Source organism: Synechococcus lacustris Maggiore-St4-Slac (assembly GCF_024345595.1).
Lineage (GTDB): Bacteria > Cyanobacteriota > Cyanobacteriia > PCC-6307 > Cyanobiaceae > Synechococcus_D > Synechococcus_D lacustris.
This window is the reverse complement of sequence record NZ_JAGQBK010000006.1, coordinates 119,023-135,167: the sequence shown is the minus strand read 5'-3', so window position 1 is coordinate 135,167 and position 16,145 is coordinate 119,023. Positions and strand designations below refer to the sequence as shown.

18 protein-coding genes and 1 pseudogene are annotated in these 16,145 nt (G+C 55.0%); 15 read left to right on the top strand and 4 right to left on the bottom strand.

What is annotated here, in order from left to right; all coding sequences use genetic code 11:
- The 3 genes from KBY68_RS06780 to gyrA form a co-directional block, all read right to left on the bottom strand.
- Positions 1-671: lycopene cyclase family protein (locus KBY68_RS06780; RefSeq protein ID WP_255096429.1), on the bottom strand; the 671-nt coding region annotated here is incomplete at its 3' end.
- Positions 671-1,804 carry a CARDB domain-containing protein gene (locus KBY68_RS06775; RefSeq protein WP_255096428.1) on the bottom strand — a complete coding sequence of 378 codons (1,134 nt, stop codon included), beginning with the start codon at positions 1,802-1,804 and terminating at the stop codon, positions 671-673. The genes KBY68_RS06775 and KBY68_RS06780, both read right to left, overlap by 1 nt.
- Before the next feature lie 3 nt (positions 1,805-1,807).
- Complete coding sequence (gene gyrA, locus KBY68_RS06770; RefSeq protein ID WP_106500693.1) at positions 1,808-4,423, bottom strand: DNA gyrase subunit A; 2,616 nt, start codon at positions 4,421-4,423, stop codon at positions 1,808-1,810.
- Between the two features lie 60 nt (positions 4,424-4,483).
- Here gyrA and KBY68_RS06765 point away from each other — a divergent pair, with 60 nt between their 5' ends.
- From KBY68_RS06765 to KBY68_RS06735, 7 genes and pseudogenes are all read left to right on the top strand, one after another.
- On the top strand, positions 4,484-5,638 hold the full coding sequence (locus tag KBY68_RS06765) for a homocysteine biosynthesis protein (protein ID WP_255096427.1): 1,155 nt from the start codon (positions 4,484-4,486) through the stop codon (positions 5,636-5,638).
- Positions 5,639-5,696: 58 nt separating this feature from the next.
- Positions 5,697-6,119 (top strand): CAAD domain-containing protein, encoded by a 423-nt coding sequence (locus KBY68_RS06760; protein WP_255096426.1) that lies wholly within the window; start codon positions 5,697-5,699, stop codon positions 6,117-6,119.
- Positions 6,120-6,185: 66 nt separating this feature from the next.
- A complete protein-coding gene (locus KBY68_RS06755) occupies positions 6,186-7,349 on the top strand; it encodes a GuaB3 family IMP dehydrogenase-related protein (protein WP_106500695.1) in 1,164 nt (387 codons plus the stop codon).
- Positions 7,350-7,535: 186 nt separating this feature from the next.
- Entirely contained in the window at positions 7,536-7,859 is a 324-nt protein-coding gene (trxA, locus tag KBY68_RS06750) for a thioredoxin (RefSeq protein WP_106500694.1), read from the top strand.
- A gap of 137 nt (positions 7,860-7,996) precedes the next feature.
- Positions 7,997-8,857: an LOG family protein gene (locus tag KBY68_RS06745; RefSeq protein ID WP_255096425.1), complete on the top strand. Its 861-nt coding sequence runs from the start codon at positions 7,997-7,999 to the stop codon at positions 8,855-8,857.
- A 1-nt stretch (position 8,858) separates the two neighbouring features.
- Positions 8,859-9,476, top strand: a complete 618-nt coding sequence (gene hisH, locus KBY68_RS06740) for an imidazole glycerol phosphate synthase subunit HisH (RefSeq protein ID WP_261345745.1) — start codon at positions 8,859-8,861, stop codon at positions 9,474-9,476.
- Positions 9,467-9,991: pseudogene (locus KBY68_RS06735) on the top strand (RsmD family RNA methyltransferase); the annotation flags it as partial. The gene hisH and the pseudogene KBY68_RS06735, both read left to right, overlap by 10 nt.
- Positions 9,992-10,015: 24 nt before the next feature.
- On the opposite strand, the gene petG reads toward KBY68_RS06735, so the two are convergent.
- A complete protein-coding gene (gene petG / locus KBY68_RS06730) occupies positions 10,016-10,129 on the bottom strand; it encodes a cytochrome b6-f complex subunit V (protein WP_015110794.1) in 114 nt (37 codons plus the stop codon).
- A 91-nt stretch (positions 10,130-10,220) separates the two neighbouring features.
- Between petG and KBY68_RS06725 the strand changes: the two genes are divergently transcribed.
- The 8 genes from KBY68_RS06725 (at position 10,221) to KBY68_RS06690 (ending at position 16,122) form a co-directional block, all read left to right on the top strand.
- Positions 10,221-10,601, top strand: coding sequence for a c-type cytochrome (locus tag KBY68_RS06725; protein WP_241537164.1), 381 nt, complete (start codon positions 10,221-10,223; stop codon positions 10,599-10,601).
- Positions 10,598-11,332, top strand: a complete 735-nt coding sequence (locus tag KBY68_RS06720) for an RNA methyltransferase (RefSeq protein ID WP_255096424.1) — start codon at positions 10,598-10,600, stop codon at positions 11,330-11,332. The genes KBY68_RS06725 and KBY68_RS06720 overlap by 4 nt, the downstream gene beginning before the upstream one ends.
- A gap of 24 nt (positions 11,333-11,356) precedes the next feature.
- A complete protein-coding gene (locus KBY68_RS06715; RefSeq protein ID WP_106500247.1) occupies positions 11,357-12,373 on the top strand; it encodes a serine hydrolase in 1,017 nt (338 codons plus the stop codon).
- 20 nt (positions 12,374-12,393) lie between these two features.
- The gene (locus KBY68_RS06710) at positions 12,394-13,758 is read left to right on the top strand and encodes a DUF3370 domain-containing protein (protein ID WP_255096423.1); all 1,365 of its coding nucleotides are present in this window, start codon (positions 12,394-12,396) and stop codon (positions 13,756-13,758) included.
- Between the two features lie 2 nt (positions 13,759-13,760).
- On the top strand, positions 13,761-14,858 hold the full coding sequence (gene bchI, locus KBY68_RS06705) for a magnesium chelatase ATPase subunit I (protein ID WP_106500261.1): 1,098 nt from the start codon (positions 13,761-13,763) through the stop codon (positions 14,856-14,858).
- Positions 14,840-15,301 carry a crossover junction endodeoxyribonuclease RuvC gene (gene ruvC / locus KBY68_RS06700; protein ID WP_255096422.1) on the top strand — a complete coding sequence of 154 codons (462 nt, stop codon included), beginning with the start codon at positions 14,840-14,842 and terminating at the stop codon, positions 15,299-15,301. The genes bchI and ruvC overlap by 19 nt, the downstream gene beginning before the upstream one ends.
- On the top strand, positions 15,298-15,873 hold the full coding sequence (locus KBY68_RS06695) for a 5-formyltetrahydrofolate cyclo-ligase (protein ID WP_255096421.1): 576 nt from the start codon (positions 15,298-15,300) through the stop codon (positions 15,871-15,873). The genes ruvC and KBY68_RS06695 overlap by 4 nt, the downstream gene beginning before the upstream one ends.
- A 69-nt stretch (positions 15,874-15,942) precedes the next feature.
- Positions 15,943-16,122, top strand: coding sequence for a hypothetical protein (locus KBY68_RS06690; protein ID WP_255096420.1), 180 nt, complete (start codon positions 15,943-15,945; stop codon positions 16,120-16,122).
- Positions 16,123-16,145 lie beyond the last annotated feature (23 nt).

The following is a 16,145-nucleotide window of genomic DNA, read 5'->3' as shown; positions in this document are numbered from 1 at the left end:
GGCACAGGTGGTGCCAAGGCAAGGGAGGTTTCTTCAACAAAAAAGAGGCCAGCACCAAAATCCATGGCATATAAAAAAGTGGCGTGTTCGTTGTTACGTTCCTGCTCACTTAGGTGATTTGCTCTGTAATCCATCAATACAAATTGACCGGGCTCCAGCGGCGGCGCCGAAAAGCGGCCAACGATGCCATAGGCCGCTTGGCTAGCCACTGGCTTGAGCTGGGTCCTTTTCACAAATGGGGAATGATGGCCGCTGGCATCTAACACCAACCGCGCCTCTAGGCACTCACCAGCTGCGGTGGTAATTGATGAATACTTGGAATCATGGGCAACTGAAACCACCTGGCCCAGCTGCCAATCAACAGCCCCTTGTAGGCATTGATCAAGCCAGTGTTGCTGAAGGGCTTGTTTATCAAAAAGGCCGTAGTTAATGGGGTGATTGATATCTATATCAAAGTAGCTATGGCAGTTGCTCCAGCGGTGCTCCAGCAGATGCTGAAGGCCCAATTGATCCACCTCAGGGCCCCAGATACCAAAGGTGTTTGGCCACTGATCGCTTGGATCATGGGGTGCGATGCCCCTAACCCTTAAGCCATGCTGGGCAAGGGCGGCTGCAATGCAGAGGGCCGCCGGCCCAGCGCCGATAACCAGCACATCAATGGTGGCTGCCATCAGAGCGTTAGATCTAAACGGGCTCGATTATTAGCCTGCTGATTTGTTGGCTCAATTATTTGCCCCTCTGGATCAGCTATCACCTCCAAGCAGTGGCTGCCGCTGGCAAGGGCAAGGGGCACTTCAAACTGCTCGCTAGCGCCTGCCGCAAGCCAAGGCATGCGTAGAAATAGATGGCTGGAGTAGCAATCATTCACCACAACGGCAACGCCCACATCGCTCACATCCATAGCACCGCGATTTACAACCTTAAAGCTGGCAACAGCAGCGTTGTAGCTAAGTGCTTCAATTGCTAGATCACTGCTGAGGTGCTGCAGTTGCTGCAGTGGGTAGATAGCAAAACGCTTTACTGCTTTTAAACAGCTGCCAGGGTGTTCATGGTGCAAATGGCCGCCATAGCGAAGATCACTACTGCAACCATGTAGATGTAAGTGGGCATCAGGATTTGGGATCGTAACTAAACCGGCGCTTGGGTTGGTATCGAAAAATCCACAGCAATCCCACTCCATTGAGTTTCCGAGATAGCGCACGGGATCATTGCCGTTGCCAGGATCTTCAGGGGCAAGCCGGTAGTGCTGCAAAAGGTCGTAGATGCTGCTGGCGGCAGTTCCCTCGCTGGTTTCGCTGCGGGCGATAGCTGTATTGCGCCGTTGCTGACCCATGCAGAGCTTAGAAGCCACAGTGATTACAAGGCTTTGCCACTCCAACTCCAAGCGCAGGCCGTAGATCGGAGCCGCCGCCAATCGCCCCTGCTCCTGCAACTGCTTGATTGCAGCAGCCACCAGCATTTGCAGTGGTTGCTCCCCAACACCAACAAGTTCAACGGGATCAAGTAAAACCTCTAGGGCAGAGGCATCAGCTGTAAAACAAACGTAGGGAAAGTGGGAACTGCCGTCGCCAGGCCGTAGGGCACGAATGCCCCCATCAACTGCCTCACATTTCCAAATGGTGGTGTTGCCACTGGAATTGCGTAAAAAGCTAAGTTCACCGTTATCAATGCTGGTGGTGGTGCCCATCCCCAACACATCGCCAGTTAAGGGGATTGCAGTTAGGGGGAGGTGTTCTTTAACGTCCCCCTGGATCAAATCTGCAATCGTATTAGCAACCCAGAAATCAACACCAGGGTTTGCCATCACTTAAGCCTCAGCTTCTGCGCCAACCTCTTCTTCCAGCTCTAGGGCCGGCGGCACCAACACCACTTCAGCCAATCGATCTCCGGAATCCAATTTCTGCAATCTCACTCCAGTGGCAGCCCGGGATTGCTGGGGAATGGCATCGGATTGCAGGCGCACAATCACACCGCGTTCACTCACTAAAAGCAATTCCTCCTCCTCGCCCATCACCCGTAAACCCACCAAGGTATCGCCATCACGGCGGAATTTGATTCCCCTTAAACCCATGCCAGCGCGTTTCTGAAGCCGAAACTGATCCACTGGCACCCGCTTACCAAGGCCGGAGGCGGTGGCAACCAAAACCCAGGGGCCTTCACTGGTGGTTGGCACATCTACGTCGGCATCGGCATCAGCTGCTGCATCGGCAATTTCCAGATTGCTATTGGCGATGCGATCGGCAAGATCCTTTGGCAACACATCCATGCTCATCAAGCTATCGCCAGCGCGCAGGGCCATGGCTCGCACACCCCTGGCGGAGCGGCCCAGGGGCCTTAATTCATCATCGGAAATCCGGAAATGAATCGCCATTCCCTTTAATGAACCAATCAATACACTGTCGCCAACCTTGGCTAAACGCACCCAACGCAGGGCGTCGGAGGGCTCTAAACCAATGGCGATCAAACCATTGGCACGAATATTGGAAAAGGCTGAGAGAAGTGTGCGTTTTATATAACCGCCGCTGGTGAGCATTAGTAGCTGCACCTCTTCTTCAAAGGCGGAAACAGCCAATATGGAGGTGATCTTTTCCTCCCGCGGTATTGGTAGCAATTGCACTATTGGCGTGCCTTTAGCAGCGCGGCTGGCAATCGGCACGCGGTAGGCGGGAACCGAGTAAACAACACCGCGATCGGAGAAGAGTAAAAGCGAATCGTGGTCGTTGCAGCTAATAAATAAACAAACCGCTTCCTCGCCTTGGCTCTTAGTGCCGGCTTTACCGCGGGTGCCGCGGCTGGTGGATTCAAATTCACTAACGGGCATCCTTTTTAGATAACCGTTTTCAGTGAGAAGCACCACCGAACGCTCATTAGCGATCAGATCAATGTCTTCAAGCCCCCCTTCTAAATCAAGGATTTCGGTGCGCCTGGGGGTGCTGTGTTTTTCTTTTAACTGCTTTAATTCTGTTTCAATTATTTCGAGCACCCTTTCGCGATTTTCGAGGATATTTTTATAGTTGGCAATTTTAGCGAGCAAATCCTCATGCTCGAGCCTAATTTTATCAGCTTCTAGGGCGGTTAATCTACGCAATTGCATCTGCAAAATTGCGTCGGCTTGGATATCAGTTAAGCCATGTTGAGCAGTTAATTCCTGCCTGGCGGTGGCGGCATCAGCGGCGCCACGGATCAATTTAATAATTGCGTCTAGATCATTAAGCGCAACGAGCAAACCGAGCAAGATATGGTCTCTTTCCTCTGCCTTGCGCAATAGATAACGGGTGCGCCGCTCGATTGTTTCGATGCGGAATTCAATGAACACCTGCAACATTCGCCGCAGGTTAAGCACCAGCGGCTCACCCTTAACGAGGGCGAGCATGTAAGCGCTAAAGTTATTTTGAAGTGGTGTTATTTTATAAAGGTTATTAAGCACAACCTGGGGGTATGCGTCCCTGCGCAATTCAATAACAATTCGCATACCATCGCGATCACTTTCATCGCGTATGTCTGAAATTCCTTCTAATTTTTTATCATTAACCAGCTCTGCAATCCGCTCAATCAAAGCAGCCTTATTTGTTTGGTATGGCAGTTCGGTGATAATTACGGCATCGCGATCAGGCCTACCCTTCACCTCAAGGGTTTCAATTGCAGCAACGCCCCTCATCGTGATTGAGCCGCGGCCACCGCTGTAGGTTTCACGAATGCCTTGGCGGCCGAGGATTTGACCACCGGTAGGAAAATCCGGCCCCGGAATTATCGACATCAAGCTGCGATCGTCTAATTCTGGATTAGCGATCAGTGCCAACACCCCATCGATAAGCTCACCCAAATTATGGGGGGGGATATTGGTTGCCATCCCAACGGCAATGCCGCTGGAGCCATTCAGCAATAGGTGCGGCAGCCGCGCTGGCATCACCGTTGGTTCCTGCTGGGAACCATCAAAGTTGTCGATAAAATCGACGGTTTCAGCCTCGATATCCTCCAGCAGGCTGTCGGTGGTGAGCGACTGCAACCTGGATTCGGTGTATCGCATCGCGGCCGGTGGATCGTTATCCACGGAACCAAAGTTGCCATGGCCGTCGATCAACGGCGCGCGCATCGAAAAGCTTTGGGCCATGCGCACCAAGGCGTCGTATACGGCCGTGTCGCCATGGGGATGGTATTTACCAAGCACTTCACCCACCACACGAGCGCATTTGCGGTAGGGCCGATCGCTGGTTAAGCCAAGCTCATACATCGCATAAAGGATGCGGCGATGCACTGGTTTCAAACCATCGCGGGCATCGGGCAAGGCCCTACCCACGATCACACTCATCGCATACTCCAAATAGGAGCGCGACATTTCACTGCGTAGGTCGGTTTGGATGATTCGCTCGGTAGACCCTTCGGGGGAACCTTCCGGGGTGATCGATCCGGTGGGATCCGCCATGGAACTGCCTGCTGCGCTTGGCCGGGAGAACACCCAACATTACCTACAAAGCAGCCCCCCATGGCTTTCCAGCCCCGAACCCCAGAAGAACTGCGCCAAAAACAGCTGCTGGGAAAGCTGCGGGTGTGCAGCGCCCTGGAATTTCGCGCCTTGGCCAAGGCCCAAGGGCTGGAGGCGGCCTATGGCAGCACGGATGTGGTGGCAGCCGGCAGCTGTGAATTCACCGACCAGGGTCAAATTTGGCTGAGCCTTGGCCCCTGCGATCCACCCCTGCGCTTGCGCAGGGCAGTGCTGGGGGGGGTGGCCGCCGGTGGGGGCTACGGCCCCGGCGAATTGTGTTTACCCATTGGTGCTGGCCTTGACACACCTCGCCGCCGCGGTGGCGCCCATGTGCTCGATCAGTTGTTGGCCGGGGAGGAAGTGCCCCTGGAATTATTCGGCGAGGCCACTGCCCTGCACCCCCGCCGGGAGCTGCAAACCCGCCTTCAGCTCAAGCAACTAACAACGGCAAGGCTGCTGTTGAGCAGGGCGATCAGCGAAAATGGAGTGGTGGCCGTTAGCAGCGCTGAGGGTTTGCTAGCAAGCAGCATGGGCGGGCTCCTAGGCCCCTATGGCAACGCCTTGTTTAGTTGCAGTGGCGCCCGCAGCATTGGCCTGAGCATGCCTGGCTTAAGCCAACTGGGGCCAGGGCAACCCCTGCTGGTGGCGGGCAGCATCGGCCAGGTGCTAGGGCCCGGCAGTGGCCATCAACCGAATTGCCGCCGCCAGGCCAATGGCCAGGCCAGGGCGCCCGGGGCAACGGTGGCCGCCACGGTGAACCTGCACGGCTTAAGGCGCCAGTGGCTCAAACCCTGTTGGTTTGAAGGCCATGGAGCAGCCCTTTTGGTGGCGGTGGCTGCGCCGATTTTGCTGCTTGCTGAAACCCAGGCCCGGGCGGCGGCAGTGCCAGATGGGGCTTTGGAGGTGCCCGTATTGGATTTCTCCATACCGCGGCGAACTAGGCCCAGTTTTGGCACCGTGAGCTACGCGGCGCTACTGAGCGGCAGGATTCAGGTGGATGGCCAATGGGTGAAGGCAGCACCGGCCTGCAGCCTCAAGCTTGGCGATAGCCACACGGCGCTGCTGGTGGAGAAATTGAAGGATGGCAGCTTCCCAATTCGAGCTTGGCAAGCTCCCCTCACTGGCGATGGCAGCCTGCAACCCCTTGATGGTTAAGGGAAAGTTTGATTATTAGTTTGCTCGGATAAAATCGGTTTTGCCATGCAGCAGTTCCATGGAAGATCCAGTTGTAAATCCAATTGCCGATCCAGTTGTAAATCCAATTGATAGCCCAATTGCCAAAACGATTCTGGCCCCAGCCAACACAGCTGAAGCCAGCGAGGGTGGTGAGTGGCAAGAACTGATGGCCGTGTTGAACAACTGGCTCGGAGCTGGCAAGGCAAGCCAAATTTGGGAGCAAAGCCAAGGCCCCCTGAAAGCAGCGGGGCTTGCAATTGTGCTTTTAATCCTCCTGCAGCTGCTCGGGGCAGTGCTGGGAACCCTTAATCACATCCCAATGCTGCCGCGGCTGCTTGAGCTGGTGGGACTGATCTGGCTAGGGATATTTGCAGCTAAAAAACTTGTGCGCAGCAGCGATCGCAAAACCTTTATCGGCCAGCTCAGCGGCGCTTGGAATTCATTTTCAGGGCGCCCATAGCCCCGAATACCACCTCAGCAATCGATTGATTGATAACTTGAGCCTTATCTAAGCAAAGGCCTCTTGGTGGACATTCAACTGGGGCGTTCCCGCATAGTGCGTCGCGCCTACGGGATCGATGAAATCGCTTTGGTGCCTGGCGGCCGCACCGTTGATCCAGCTGTTGTTGATAGCAGCTGGCGCCTGGCTGGTTTTGAGCGGGAAATTCCAATCATCGCCAGTGCCATGGATGGGGTGGTTGATGGGGCGATGGCGGTGGAGCTAAGCCGTTTGGGTGCTTTGGGTGTGCTCAACCTGGAGGGGTTGCAGTGCCGCTACAGCGATCCAAATCCATTGCTCGATCGCATCGCAGCCGTAGGGAACGAAGAATTTGTTCCCCTGATGCAGGAGCTCTACAGCCAACCGGTGCAGGAGGAGTTAATCCGCGCTCGCATTGCAGAAATAAAACAAGCCGGTGGCATCGCTGCAGTTAGTGCCACCCCAGCGGCAGCGCTGAAATTCGGTAAAGCGGTTGCTGAGGCAGGGGCGGATTTATTTTTTGTGCAAGCCACCGTTGTTAGCACCGATCACCTGGGCCCTGAAGGCCAAGAAACCCTGGATCTAGAAAATCTCTGCCGCAGCTTGGGGGTACCTGTGGTGATCGGTAACTGCGTTACCTATGAGGTGGCATTGCTTTTGATGCGTGCCGGTGCCGCTGCGGTAATGGTGGGCATAGGCCCTGGAGCGGCTTGCACCTCCCGGGGGGTTTTGGGCATTGGCATTCCCCAGGCCACTGCCGTTGCCGACTGCGCCGCGGCCCGCAACGACTTTGAGAAGGAAACCGGTCGCTACGTACCCATCGTTGCCGATGGCGGCATTGTTACCGGCGGCGACATCTGCAAATGTTTGGCCTGCGGCGCCGATGCCGTGATGATCGGATCCCCCATCGCCAGGGCCGCCGAAGCGCCTGGCAGGGGCTTCCATTGGGGCATGGCCACCCCCAGCCCGCTGCTGCCCAGGGGCACCCGAATCAAGGTGGGCACCACCGGCAGCCTCGAGCGGATCCTGCGGGGGCCTGCCAATCTTGATGACGGCACCCAAAACCTATTGGGCTGTATCCGCACTTCCATGGGCACCCTTGGCGCCCGCACGATCAAAGAGATGCAACAGGTGGAAGTGGTAGTGGCCCCGTCGCTGCTTACGGAAGGCAAGGTTTATCAAAAAGCGCAACAACTTGGAATGGGTAAATAAGGAAAAGATTGGCGAAATGAGGCATTAGCATGGAAATGTGTGGCTTCGGCCTCACACTCCTCACACCACCCGCCCGGCGCGTCCGGGCTTTCGTCTTAAACAACTCCGCAACCATTGGTATTTCTCAAACCAATGGGGTTTTTTGCAGCAGCATTGCTAGATTGGAACATCGTTTACCAACTAGCAATGTCGAGCGCCGCTGCCGTTACCGATGCCTCCTTCGACCAAGACGTGCTGCAGAGCGACGTACCTGTGCTGGTGGACTTCTGGGCCCCATGGTGCGGTCCGTGCCGCATGGTGGCACCAATCGTTGATGAAATCGCCAAGGAATTTGAGGGCCGCATCAAGGTGATGAAGCTGAATACCGATGAAAATCCAAATGTTGCCAGCCAATATGGCATTCGCAGCATCCCCACTTTGATGGTGTTTAAGGGGGGCCAAAAAGTGGATACCGTTGTTGGTGCCGTACCCAAAAACACCCTGGCCAGCACGATTTCTAAATACCTCTGAAGCCAGAATTAATCAGCTCCCAGATCGATTCCCTAGCTGCTGAGCTCAGCAACCATCCCCATAAAGCGGCAGCCGTTAGGGCGCTTCAAACCCTGCTGCAGATCAGTAGATCCGATGCAGATGCCAACGACTGGCAATTGATTGAAGGCACCTTGGCTGATATGGCCGCTGGATTTTCCGTATTCCATCCCCACCGCAGCACCCGCAAGTTGGCGGTGTTTGGTTCATCGCGCACCACAACGGCAGAACCCGCCTATGCCCTAGCGGTGGAGCTGGCGGCGGCGGCGGTGGCCGCTGGCTTTGATGTGATGACTGGCGCCGGTGCTGGCGTGATGGAAGGGGCAAACCGCGGAGCTGGCAGGGGCAATTCCTTTGGCTTGGATGTGCAGCTGCCTTTTGAACATGAAACCAACCCTTTTATTGCCTCTGATCCACGCCTGTTGAGCTTTCGTTATTTCCACACCCGCAAACTTTTCTTTTTGCGTGAAACCGCTGCCGTAGTGGTATTGCCAGGTGGTTTTGGCACCCTAGATGAATTATTTGAAGCCCTCACCCTGATTCAAACCGCCAAAAATCCTCCGATTCCAGTGGTGTTGCTAGCCCCCCCTGGCGACAACTACTGGCAGCGCTGGCATAGCTATGTGGATGGCGCCCTTGGGGATCGGGGCCTAATTGCAGCTCAAGATAATTATCTTTATTGCAGCGCTGATAGCGCTTTGGCGGCAATGAACCACATCCGTCATTTTTATCGCGTTTTTCATAGCAGCCGCTTTGAGGCAGATAAATTGCAATTATTTTTAAATCATGCCATTAAAAAAACAGATATAGAATTATTAAATCAAAAATTTAGCCAGCTACTCTTAAGCGAAAAGATTACATTTAAACCTCTAAATCATAGTGATAATGCTGTTGCCGGTTGCCTTGAACTTTGTTTTGACCAGCGCCAAATGGGTGGTTTATATGCCCTAATCAACCATGTGAACAGTTTGGATTATTGAAATGATTGGCATAGTTGATTACGGCATGGGCAATCTGCACTCCGTGGAAAAAGCCCTCACCAAATTGGGCGGCCAGGTGCAAATACTGCATGATCCACAACAACTGGATGTGGTATCAGCTTTGGTGCTGCCTGGTGTGGGCGCATTTGATCCAGCCATGGCCAAGCTGCAGCAGGGCGGCTGGGTGCATGCCCTCAAAGATTGGGACGGCCAAAACAAACCCCTGCTTGGCATCTGCCTTGGGCTGCAATTGTTATTTGAAGGCAGCGATGAAGGTGAATTGCCGGGCCTTGGATTATTGGCAGGCCGGGTGGAACCCCTACCACTAATGCCGGGGGAGCCAAGGCCCCATATGGGCTGGGCTCCGCTCACATCAGCTGCCCCCAGTGCCTTGTTTGATCACCAGGCCACGCCGGTTTGGATGTATTTCGTGCATTCCTTTGCAGCGGTACCTGCGGATCGCAGTTGCATCACCGCCCTAGCCCCCTATGGCACAAGCCAGGTGGTGGCAGCTGTGGGTAGGGGTTCATTGCAGGCAAGCCAATTTCACCCTGAAAAATCCGGAGAGGCGGGCCTGCTGCTGCTGCGCCGCTGGCTACAAACCCTGCCATGGGCCTGAGGCTTAGCAATGGCCAAAAACTGCAAAGCCCCCCTGGGCTTGTGGCCCGCCCCACCCTTGCCCTAGTGCGAGAGGCGGTAATGAATAGCTTGAGGCCCCAAATACCGGGCAGCCGTTGGCTTGATCTATGCAGCGGCAGCGGTGCCATGGCCTGTGAGGCCCTGCTGCACGGGGCAGCATTTGTGCAGCTGGTGGAAGAAAACCGCCGCATTGCTGCCGTTGCCCGCAGCAACTTGGAGGCTTTGGGTGATGCCTACAGAAACAAGTGGCAACTGGCGGTTTCGGATGTTGATCGCTGGCTTAACAGCAGGCGCAACCCAGCCAAAACAGAGATTTTTTCATTGATCTATGGGGATCCCCCCTATCGATCGAATCTTTATGGATCAATTGCCAAAGCCATCTATGCCGGTAACTGGCTTGCGCCAACGGGAAGGCTGTTGCTGGAATGCTCCAGGGATGAAACACCAAGCTGCGAAGCACCCTGGCTAGAGCTAAGCCGCAAGCGTTATGGCCGAACACTTGTGCTGCAGTGGCAGCTCCTAGCCGCCGAGGGCACTGCCCCGGCGATATTGATTCCAGGCGGCAACAAAAAGACCCACCAGGGTTACGGGGATCAAGCCCAGAACGATGCCGCAAAGGAGAGGTTCGATCATCAGCCTGATTTGGTGGATAGAGTTGATTGAAATAATTTAAGGGAGCAGGTCCCGCCTTGCCCCCTTCCTCCAACTATTGAAGTGATCTGCATTGACGCAAACGGAAATAACAACTGCAGATAACAGGCGAGGCTTGATCACAGCCCTTGTGGGCCTTGCCCTGGTGGCGGCTTTGCTGCTTTCTGTTTTCCTCTACGGCCAAAGCCGTCAAGATCCCTATACCCGCAGCAGCTTGGATCTACAGGGGGATCAAGAGCGGGGCTCAAAGTTGTTTTTAATTAATTGCGCCGGCTGCCATGGCATCGCTGGCCAAGGCTTGGTGGGGCCAAATCTGCATGGTGTAAGCCGTCGCAAGGGAGATTCAGCCTTGATCCAACAGGTGGTTAGTGGTCGCACCCCACCTATGCCTAAGTTTCAACCGGATCCCCAGGCGATGGCCGACCTGCTTGCCCATCTCCATACCCTGCAGTGACCTGCCTAGCGGTGGTGCTGGTGGAAACTGCCGGTCCATTGAACCTCGGCAGTGTTGCCAGGCTTTGCGCCAACTACGAACCAAGCTGCTTAAGGCTGGTGAACCCCCGTTGTGAACTGGATGATCCCCTGGCCCATTTGATGGCAGTGCATGGGCGGCCCTGGCTCGGCAAAGCAGAAACCTATGGCGACCTAGCTGCTGCCGTTGCCGATTGCCGCCGGGTTGTGGCCTGTTCCGGAAGAATTGAAAATCAAGAACGCCCCCACCACAGCCCCAAGGAAGCATTGGAATGGTTGCTTGAACCCCAGGGGGGACCAAGCCAAGTGGCGCTTGTGTTTGGCCGGGAAGACCATGGCTTACACAACAACGAATTACTGCTGGCGGGCAGGTTGCTGCGCATCCCAACGGCGCCCACCTATGGCTCTTTAAATCTTTCCCACGCTGTGGCAATTTGCCTGGCCGAAATTCAACAGCTCCACCAAGCACAAGCGCCAAACCCCCAGGCCTCCCCATTGGCCCCATTAGCCGCCCAGGGGCAGCTTGAGCAAAGCCTGCAGGATGCCGAGGCCCTGCTTTTGGAGGTGGGTTTCCTGTATCCGCACACCGCCAAGGCGCGCATGGCAAAACTTAGGCATTTATTACTGCGGGCCGAACCCAATGGGGAAGAGGTGGCGCTGCTTAGGGGAATGGTGCGTCAACTGCGTTGGGCTATTGGCCGCGATTCTGGGTAAGTTGGCCTGCGCTAGGGCAGGGTTTTGAGCCAACGTTTTTCTGCAAGCCAACCAGCCCTGCTATTGCTGCGGCTGTTGATCCTTGGGGTGGGCCTGGGGGTGTTAACGGGCACAGCCCTAAAACTTTTAGCGCCTCGATTTAGCGGCATCGGAGCGAGTAGCAGGAGCGCCATCGCAGTTGTTAACCGCTCCGACATGGGGGAATTCAAGCCAACCAATGAACTGCTGGATCTGAGCAAAAGATTCAGCCAACTAGCTGCCGCCCAACCAAACCTCAAGGCCGGTGCATTTGTGCTGGTGCTGGATACGGGCAGTTATGCCCAGCTAAATGCCGACACACCTCTACCGGCAGCCAGTGCGATCAAAACACCAATCTTGCTGGCTGCGTTTGAGGCAATTGATCAAGGCAAAGCAAAACTGAATGAGAAACTAACCATCAGCAAAGTTGTTGTTGGCGGTGGTTCTGGCTGGATGGGCAGCCAACCTTTGGGTAGCCGCTTCAGTTTTAATGAGGTGGCAACTGAAATGATTCGCGTTAGCGACAACACCGCCACCAACCTATTAATTCAAAGATTGGGTGGTAAAACCGCCCTAAATGCCAAATTTCTCCAATTGGGTTTAACGGGCACTGCAATCAAAAATTGGCTGCCAGATCTTGATGGCACTAACACCAGCACCCCTAGGGATCAAGCAAGAACAATTGCGTTAGTTGAAACCGGTAAGGAACTATCACCCCGCAGCCGCGACCTATTTCGCTCAACCCTTGGCAGCTCCAGAACAGACACCTTGATCCCCACGGGCTGGTTGCAGGGTTTAGGCGGTGGCAGTGATGAGGTGAATGCTGCCCTGCTCAGTAAAGGCGTGAGGGTATTCAATAAAACCGGTGATATCGGTATCGCCTACGTGGATTCCGGTTTGATTGAACTAGCAGATGGCCGCCGCGCTGTTGCCTCTTACATGGTGAAGGGTCCATTTAATGATCCCCGCAGCACCGATCTGATCCGAGCGATGGCAGCTGCCACCTCCCAGGTATTGAGATGAAATTGATGATGAAACTAAAAATGAAATTAACTTTTTGGCCCGCCGTATTAGGCGCCCTGTTGTTTGAAACATTGATCCTGCCAAACCAGGCCCAGGCCCAAACAGAGCAATTCCGTGCCGGCGTGGTGCGGGCCCTACCAGGCCAATTGGATCGCGGCTTGATGATCAACGACAACAACCCAGAAGTAGTGAAGGGTGCTGGGATTTTGTTATCAACATTTGATGGTAAAAATCGCCCCGTACCTGACGCCCATTTAAATCTGCCCCTCGATGGCAGTTTTGAATTATTTAGCCATCACATTTTTGCTGGCGTTGGGCCAAATCCAAACAGCACCCTTTGGCTTGGCATTGTGCTGGGCAATCGCACAAACAGGGCCATAACGATCCGAATGCCCTCTGGAGCCAGCTGGCTATCACAACCGGATGCCCCTTTTCTACCCCTTCCCCACCAACTTGAACACGATGGCTTGAGTGTTTACGCCGGGCCTGGCTCCCGGGCCGCCGGCGACCTAATCGCCGGCGCACCAAGGCCCAGCTGGTTGCCCGCCAGCATCTCCCTGCCCCCCAATAGCAGCCAATTGGCTTTTAGTTTGCCGATCCCTGTGAAGGGTTTGGATCCATTGCTAAATGGCCGCAACTTGCAGGTGCGCTTCGAAAGCGATGGCCCTGTGGCCCTAGCAAGCCTTGCCTTGATCGGTGATAACCCACCCAGCCCGGAGCAATGGCTTGCCCTGCTTGATGGCGGTTTGAGCGAGAAGGAACACGTGCCCACCCCTAAAGGGGCCCCGGGGCCAATCATTTATTCGCGCGTTAGTGGGGTGCAACAGGGCAGGCGCTGGAAAGGTGTGCTCAGTGATCCGGGCAGCAAAGTGCTGCAGATTGGCGATCAGCCGGTTTCATGGCCAATCGCCAGCCTGCAAAAGGGAACCTTCGGCACTGGCCAGGTGCAATCAGCCCAATTGCTTGCCTATTACCCCAACACAGCTTGGGAAGCCCATGGCAACTACGGCGTGGAATACGACCTGGATTTACCCCTGCGCAATGGCGGCAAGCAAACCCAACAACTGGCTTTGAGCCTGGAATCACCCTTAAAAAGCGACCGCAAGGAAGGCGGCCTGCGTTTTAGAAATCCGCCTGGGCCAGCAATCTTTTTTCGAGGCAGTGTTGAGCTGCGCGGCCTTGATGGCAATCCAGGCCGCAAATATCTGCACCTGGTTCTACGCCAGGGCGATTTAGGTAAACCCTTGGGTTTTGTAACGCTTGCGGCGGGTGAACAACGCAATGTGAGGCTGCGCTTGATCGTGCCCGCTGATATCACCCCTGTGCAGGTGCTAACGGTTACACCCTTAGCTGTGAAACAATCCGAACCAGTGCCCGTTAATTAGTGGTGAGCCAGGTTCGTAAGCGCAGGGTTTATCCCTTTACCGCCATCGTGGGCCAGGCGGAGATGAAGCTGGCCCTTCTGCTGAATGTGATTGATCCACGCATCGGCGGCGTGATGATCATGGGCGATCGGGGCACGGGTAAAAGCACCACCATCCGCGCCCTGGCTGATCTGCTGCCAGAGATCGATGTGGTGGCGGGCGACCCCTACAACAGCTCCCCAAGCGATCCCGACCTGCAAAGCGCTGAGGTGCGCAGTAGGGCAGATAAAGGTGAGCTGCTGCCGGTGGAACCACGGCAGGTGCCCATGGTGGATCTACCCCTGGGTGCCACTGAAGATCGACTTTGCGGCACGATCGACATTGAAAAAGCACTTAGTGAAGGCATTCGGGCCTTTGAACCAGGGCTACTGGCCAAGGCAAATCGCGGCCTGCTTTATGTGGATGAGGTGAACCTGCTAGACGACCACTTGGTGGATGTGTTGCTGGATTCAGCCGCCTCGGGTTGGAACACGGTGGAACGCGAGGGGGTGAGCGTGCGCCATCCAGCCAGGTTTGTGTTGATCGGTTCAGGCAACCCAGAGGAAGGTGAATTAAGGCCCCAGTTACTAGACCGCTTTGGCATGAGCGTTGAGGTGCGCACGGTGCGCAATGCCCAGCAGCGGGTGCAGGTGGTGGAACAACGCAGCAGTTTTGATGGCAACCCCGACGGCTTTTTGCAGCAGGTGCAAACGGCCCAACAAGCACTGCAAACCAAGGTGGTGGCAGCCCAGGAACGGCTAGCCAATGTGCAGCTAGATCCCGACTTGCGCTTAAAAATTTCCGAGGTGTGCGGCCAATTGAATGTGGATGGTTTGCGGGGAGACATCGTTACCAACAGGGCGGCTCGGGCCCTTGCGGCCTATGAAGAGCGTTTGGAGGTGAGCGATGAGGATGTGGCCAGGGTGGTGGCCTGTTGCCTGCGGCATCGCCTACGCAAAGACCCCTTGGAGGCAATCGATTCAGGCGAGAGGGTTGTGAAGGTGTTCTGCCAAGTATTTGCAAGGCCTATGCCAAAGGATTTAAGTGAATTTGAACTAGCTCAATGCGAATCCTTGGCATAGATCCAGGCCTGGCGCGGGTGGGTTATGGCGTGATTGAAACCGGCCCACCCATAGAGATGTTGGATTGCGGCATGATCAGCACAGAAGCGGGCAAAAGTGAAGGCCAGCGAATGGTGGAAATCGCTAATGATCTACGCCAATTAATCCGCCGCTGGCAGCCTGATTTAGCTTCTGTTGAAAAGTTTTTCTTCTACCGCTCCAGCAACACAATTGCGGTGGTGCAAGCGCGGGGAGTGTTGATCATGACCCTTAGCCGCTTTCAAATACCAATTGTTGAATACCCCCCAATGCAAATCAAACTCGCCCTTGCTGGCCATGGCCATGCCGATAAAAGCGATGTGCAAGATGCGGTAATGCGTGAATTAAATCTTGATGAACGGCCCAAACCAGACGACGCTGCTGATGCTTTAGCAGTTGCTTTAACGGCTTGGTTTCAGCGGTGAAGGCAAGCTATCGCAGGCGCTTTCGTGAGCTGCGCCTGAATCAATTCAATGCTGAATATGGCAAACAAAAAGAACAGCTACTAATTAATGCCGTAGTGAAAACCCTATCGGAATTCAAAAGTAAACAATATTTAGGTATTTTTTGGCCCCTGGCTGGAGAGCCAAACTTGCTGGCCCTTGGCCAGCATTGGCCTGGTCCCCTGGCCCTACCGGCGGTGATCGCTAAGAACGAAAGGGAGGCTGCTCGCCTCAGCTATCTAGCTTGGCCCCCAGATGGGCCCCTAGTAAAGGACGCCTGCGGCATTCCAGCACCGGCATTCCATGGAGCCCTAAGGCCAGAGGAAATTGCCCTGCTGCTGGTGCCGGCTTTAGCGGTGGATCAAAGCGGCATTCGGCTCGGTTATGGCGGTGGCTGGTACGACCGTTTGCGACAGGATCCAACTTGGCAACAGGTGCCGGCCCTAGTGGTGTTGCCCCAGTGCTGTGTGGTGGAGCAATTGCCAAGGGATCCCTGGGATGTGCCTTTTGCCGGCTGGATCACAGAAACGGGGTGCCAGCGGCTGCAACCTTGAACTTCCGTTGCAATGAACACCAACGGGCTTTTGTTTTTGTAAGGATGCCTTGGTAACGGGTAAACAGCTTTGCTTTCCAGTTCCGCTTCCATGCCACAAAAAGGCAGCCATCAAACCAATAAAACCAAAAGCGCCGCTGCTGGTGATAAGCGCCCCAATCAAGCCCTAGAGCTGATGATTGGTTCATTGGTGGGAATGGTTCAAGTTGGCAGGCTTGATCAAGCCGGCAATGGCTTTACTGGCTTCTAGGCCCTTGCTAGATTTGAAAGAGT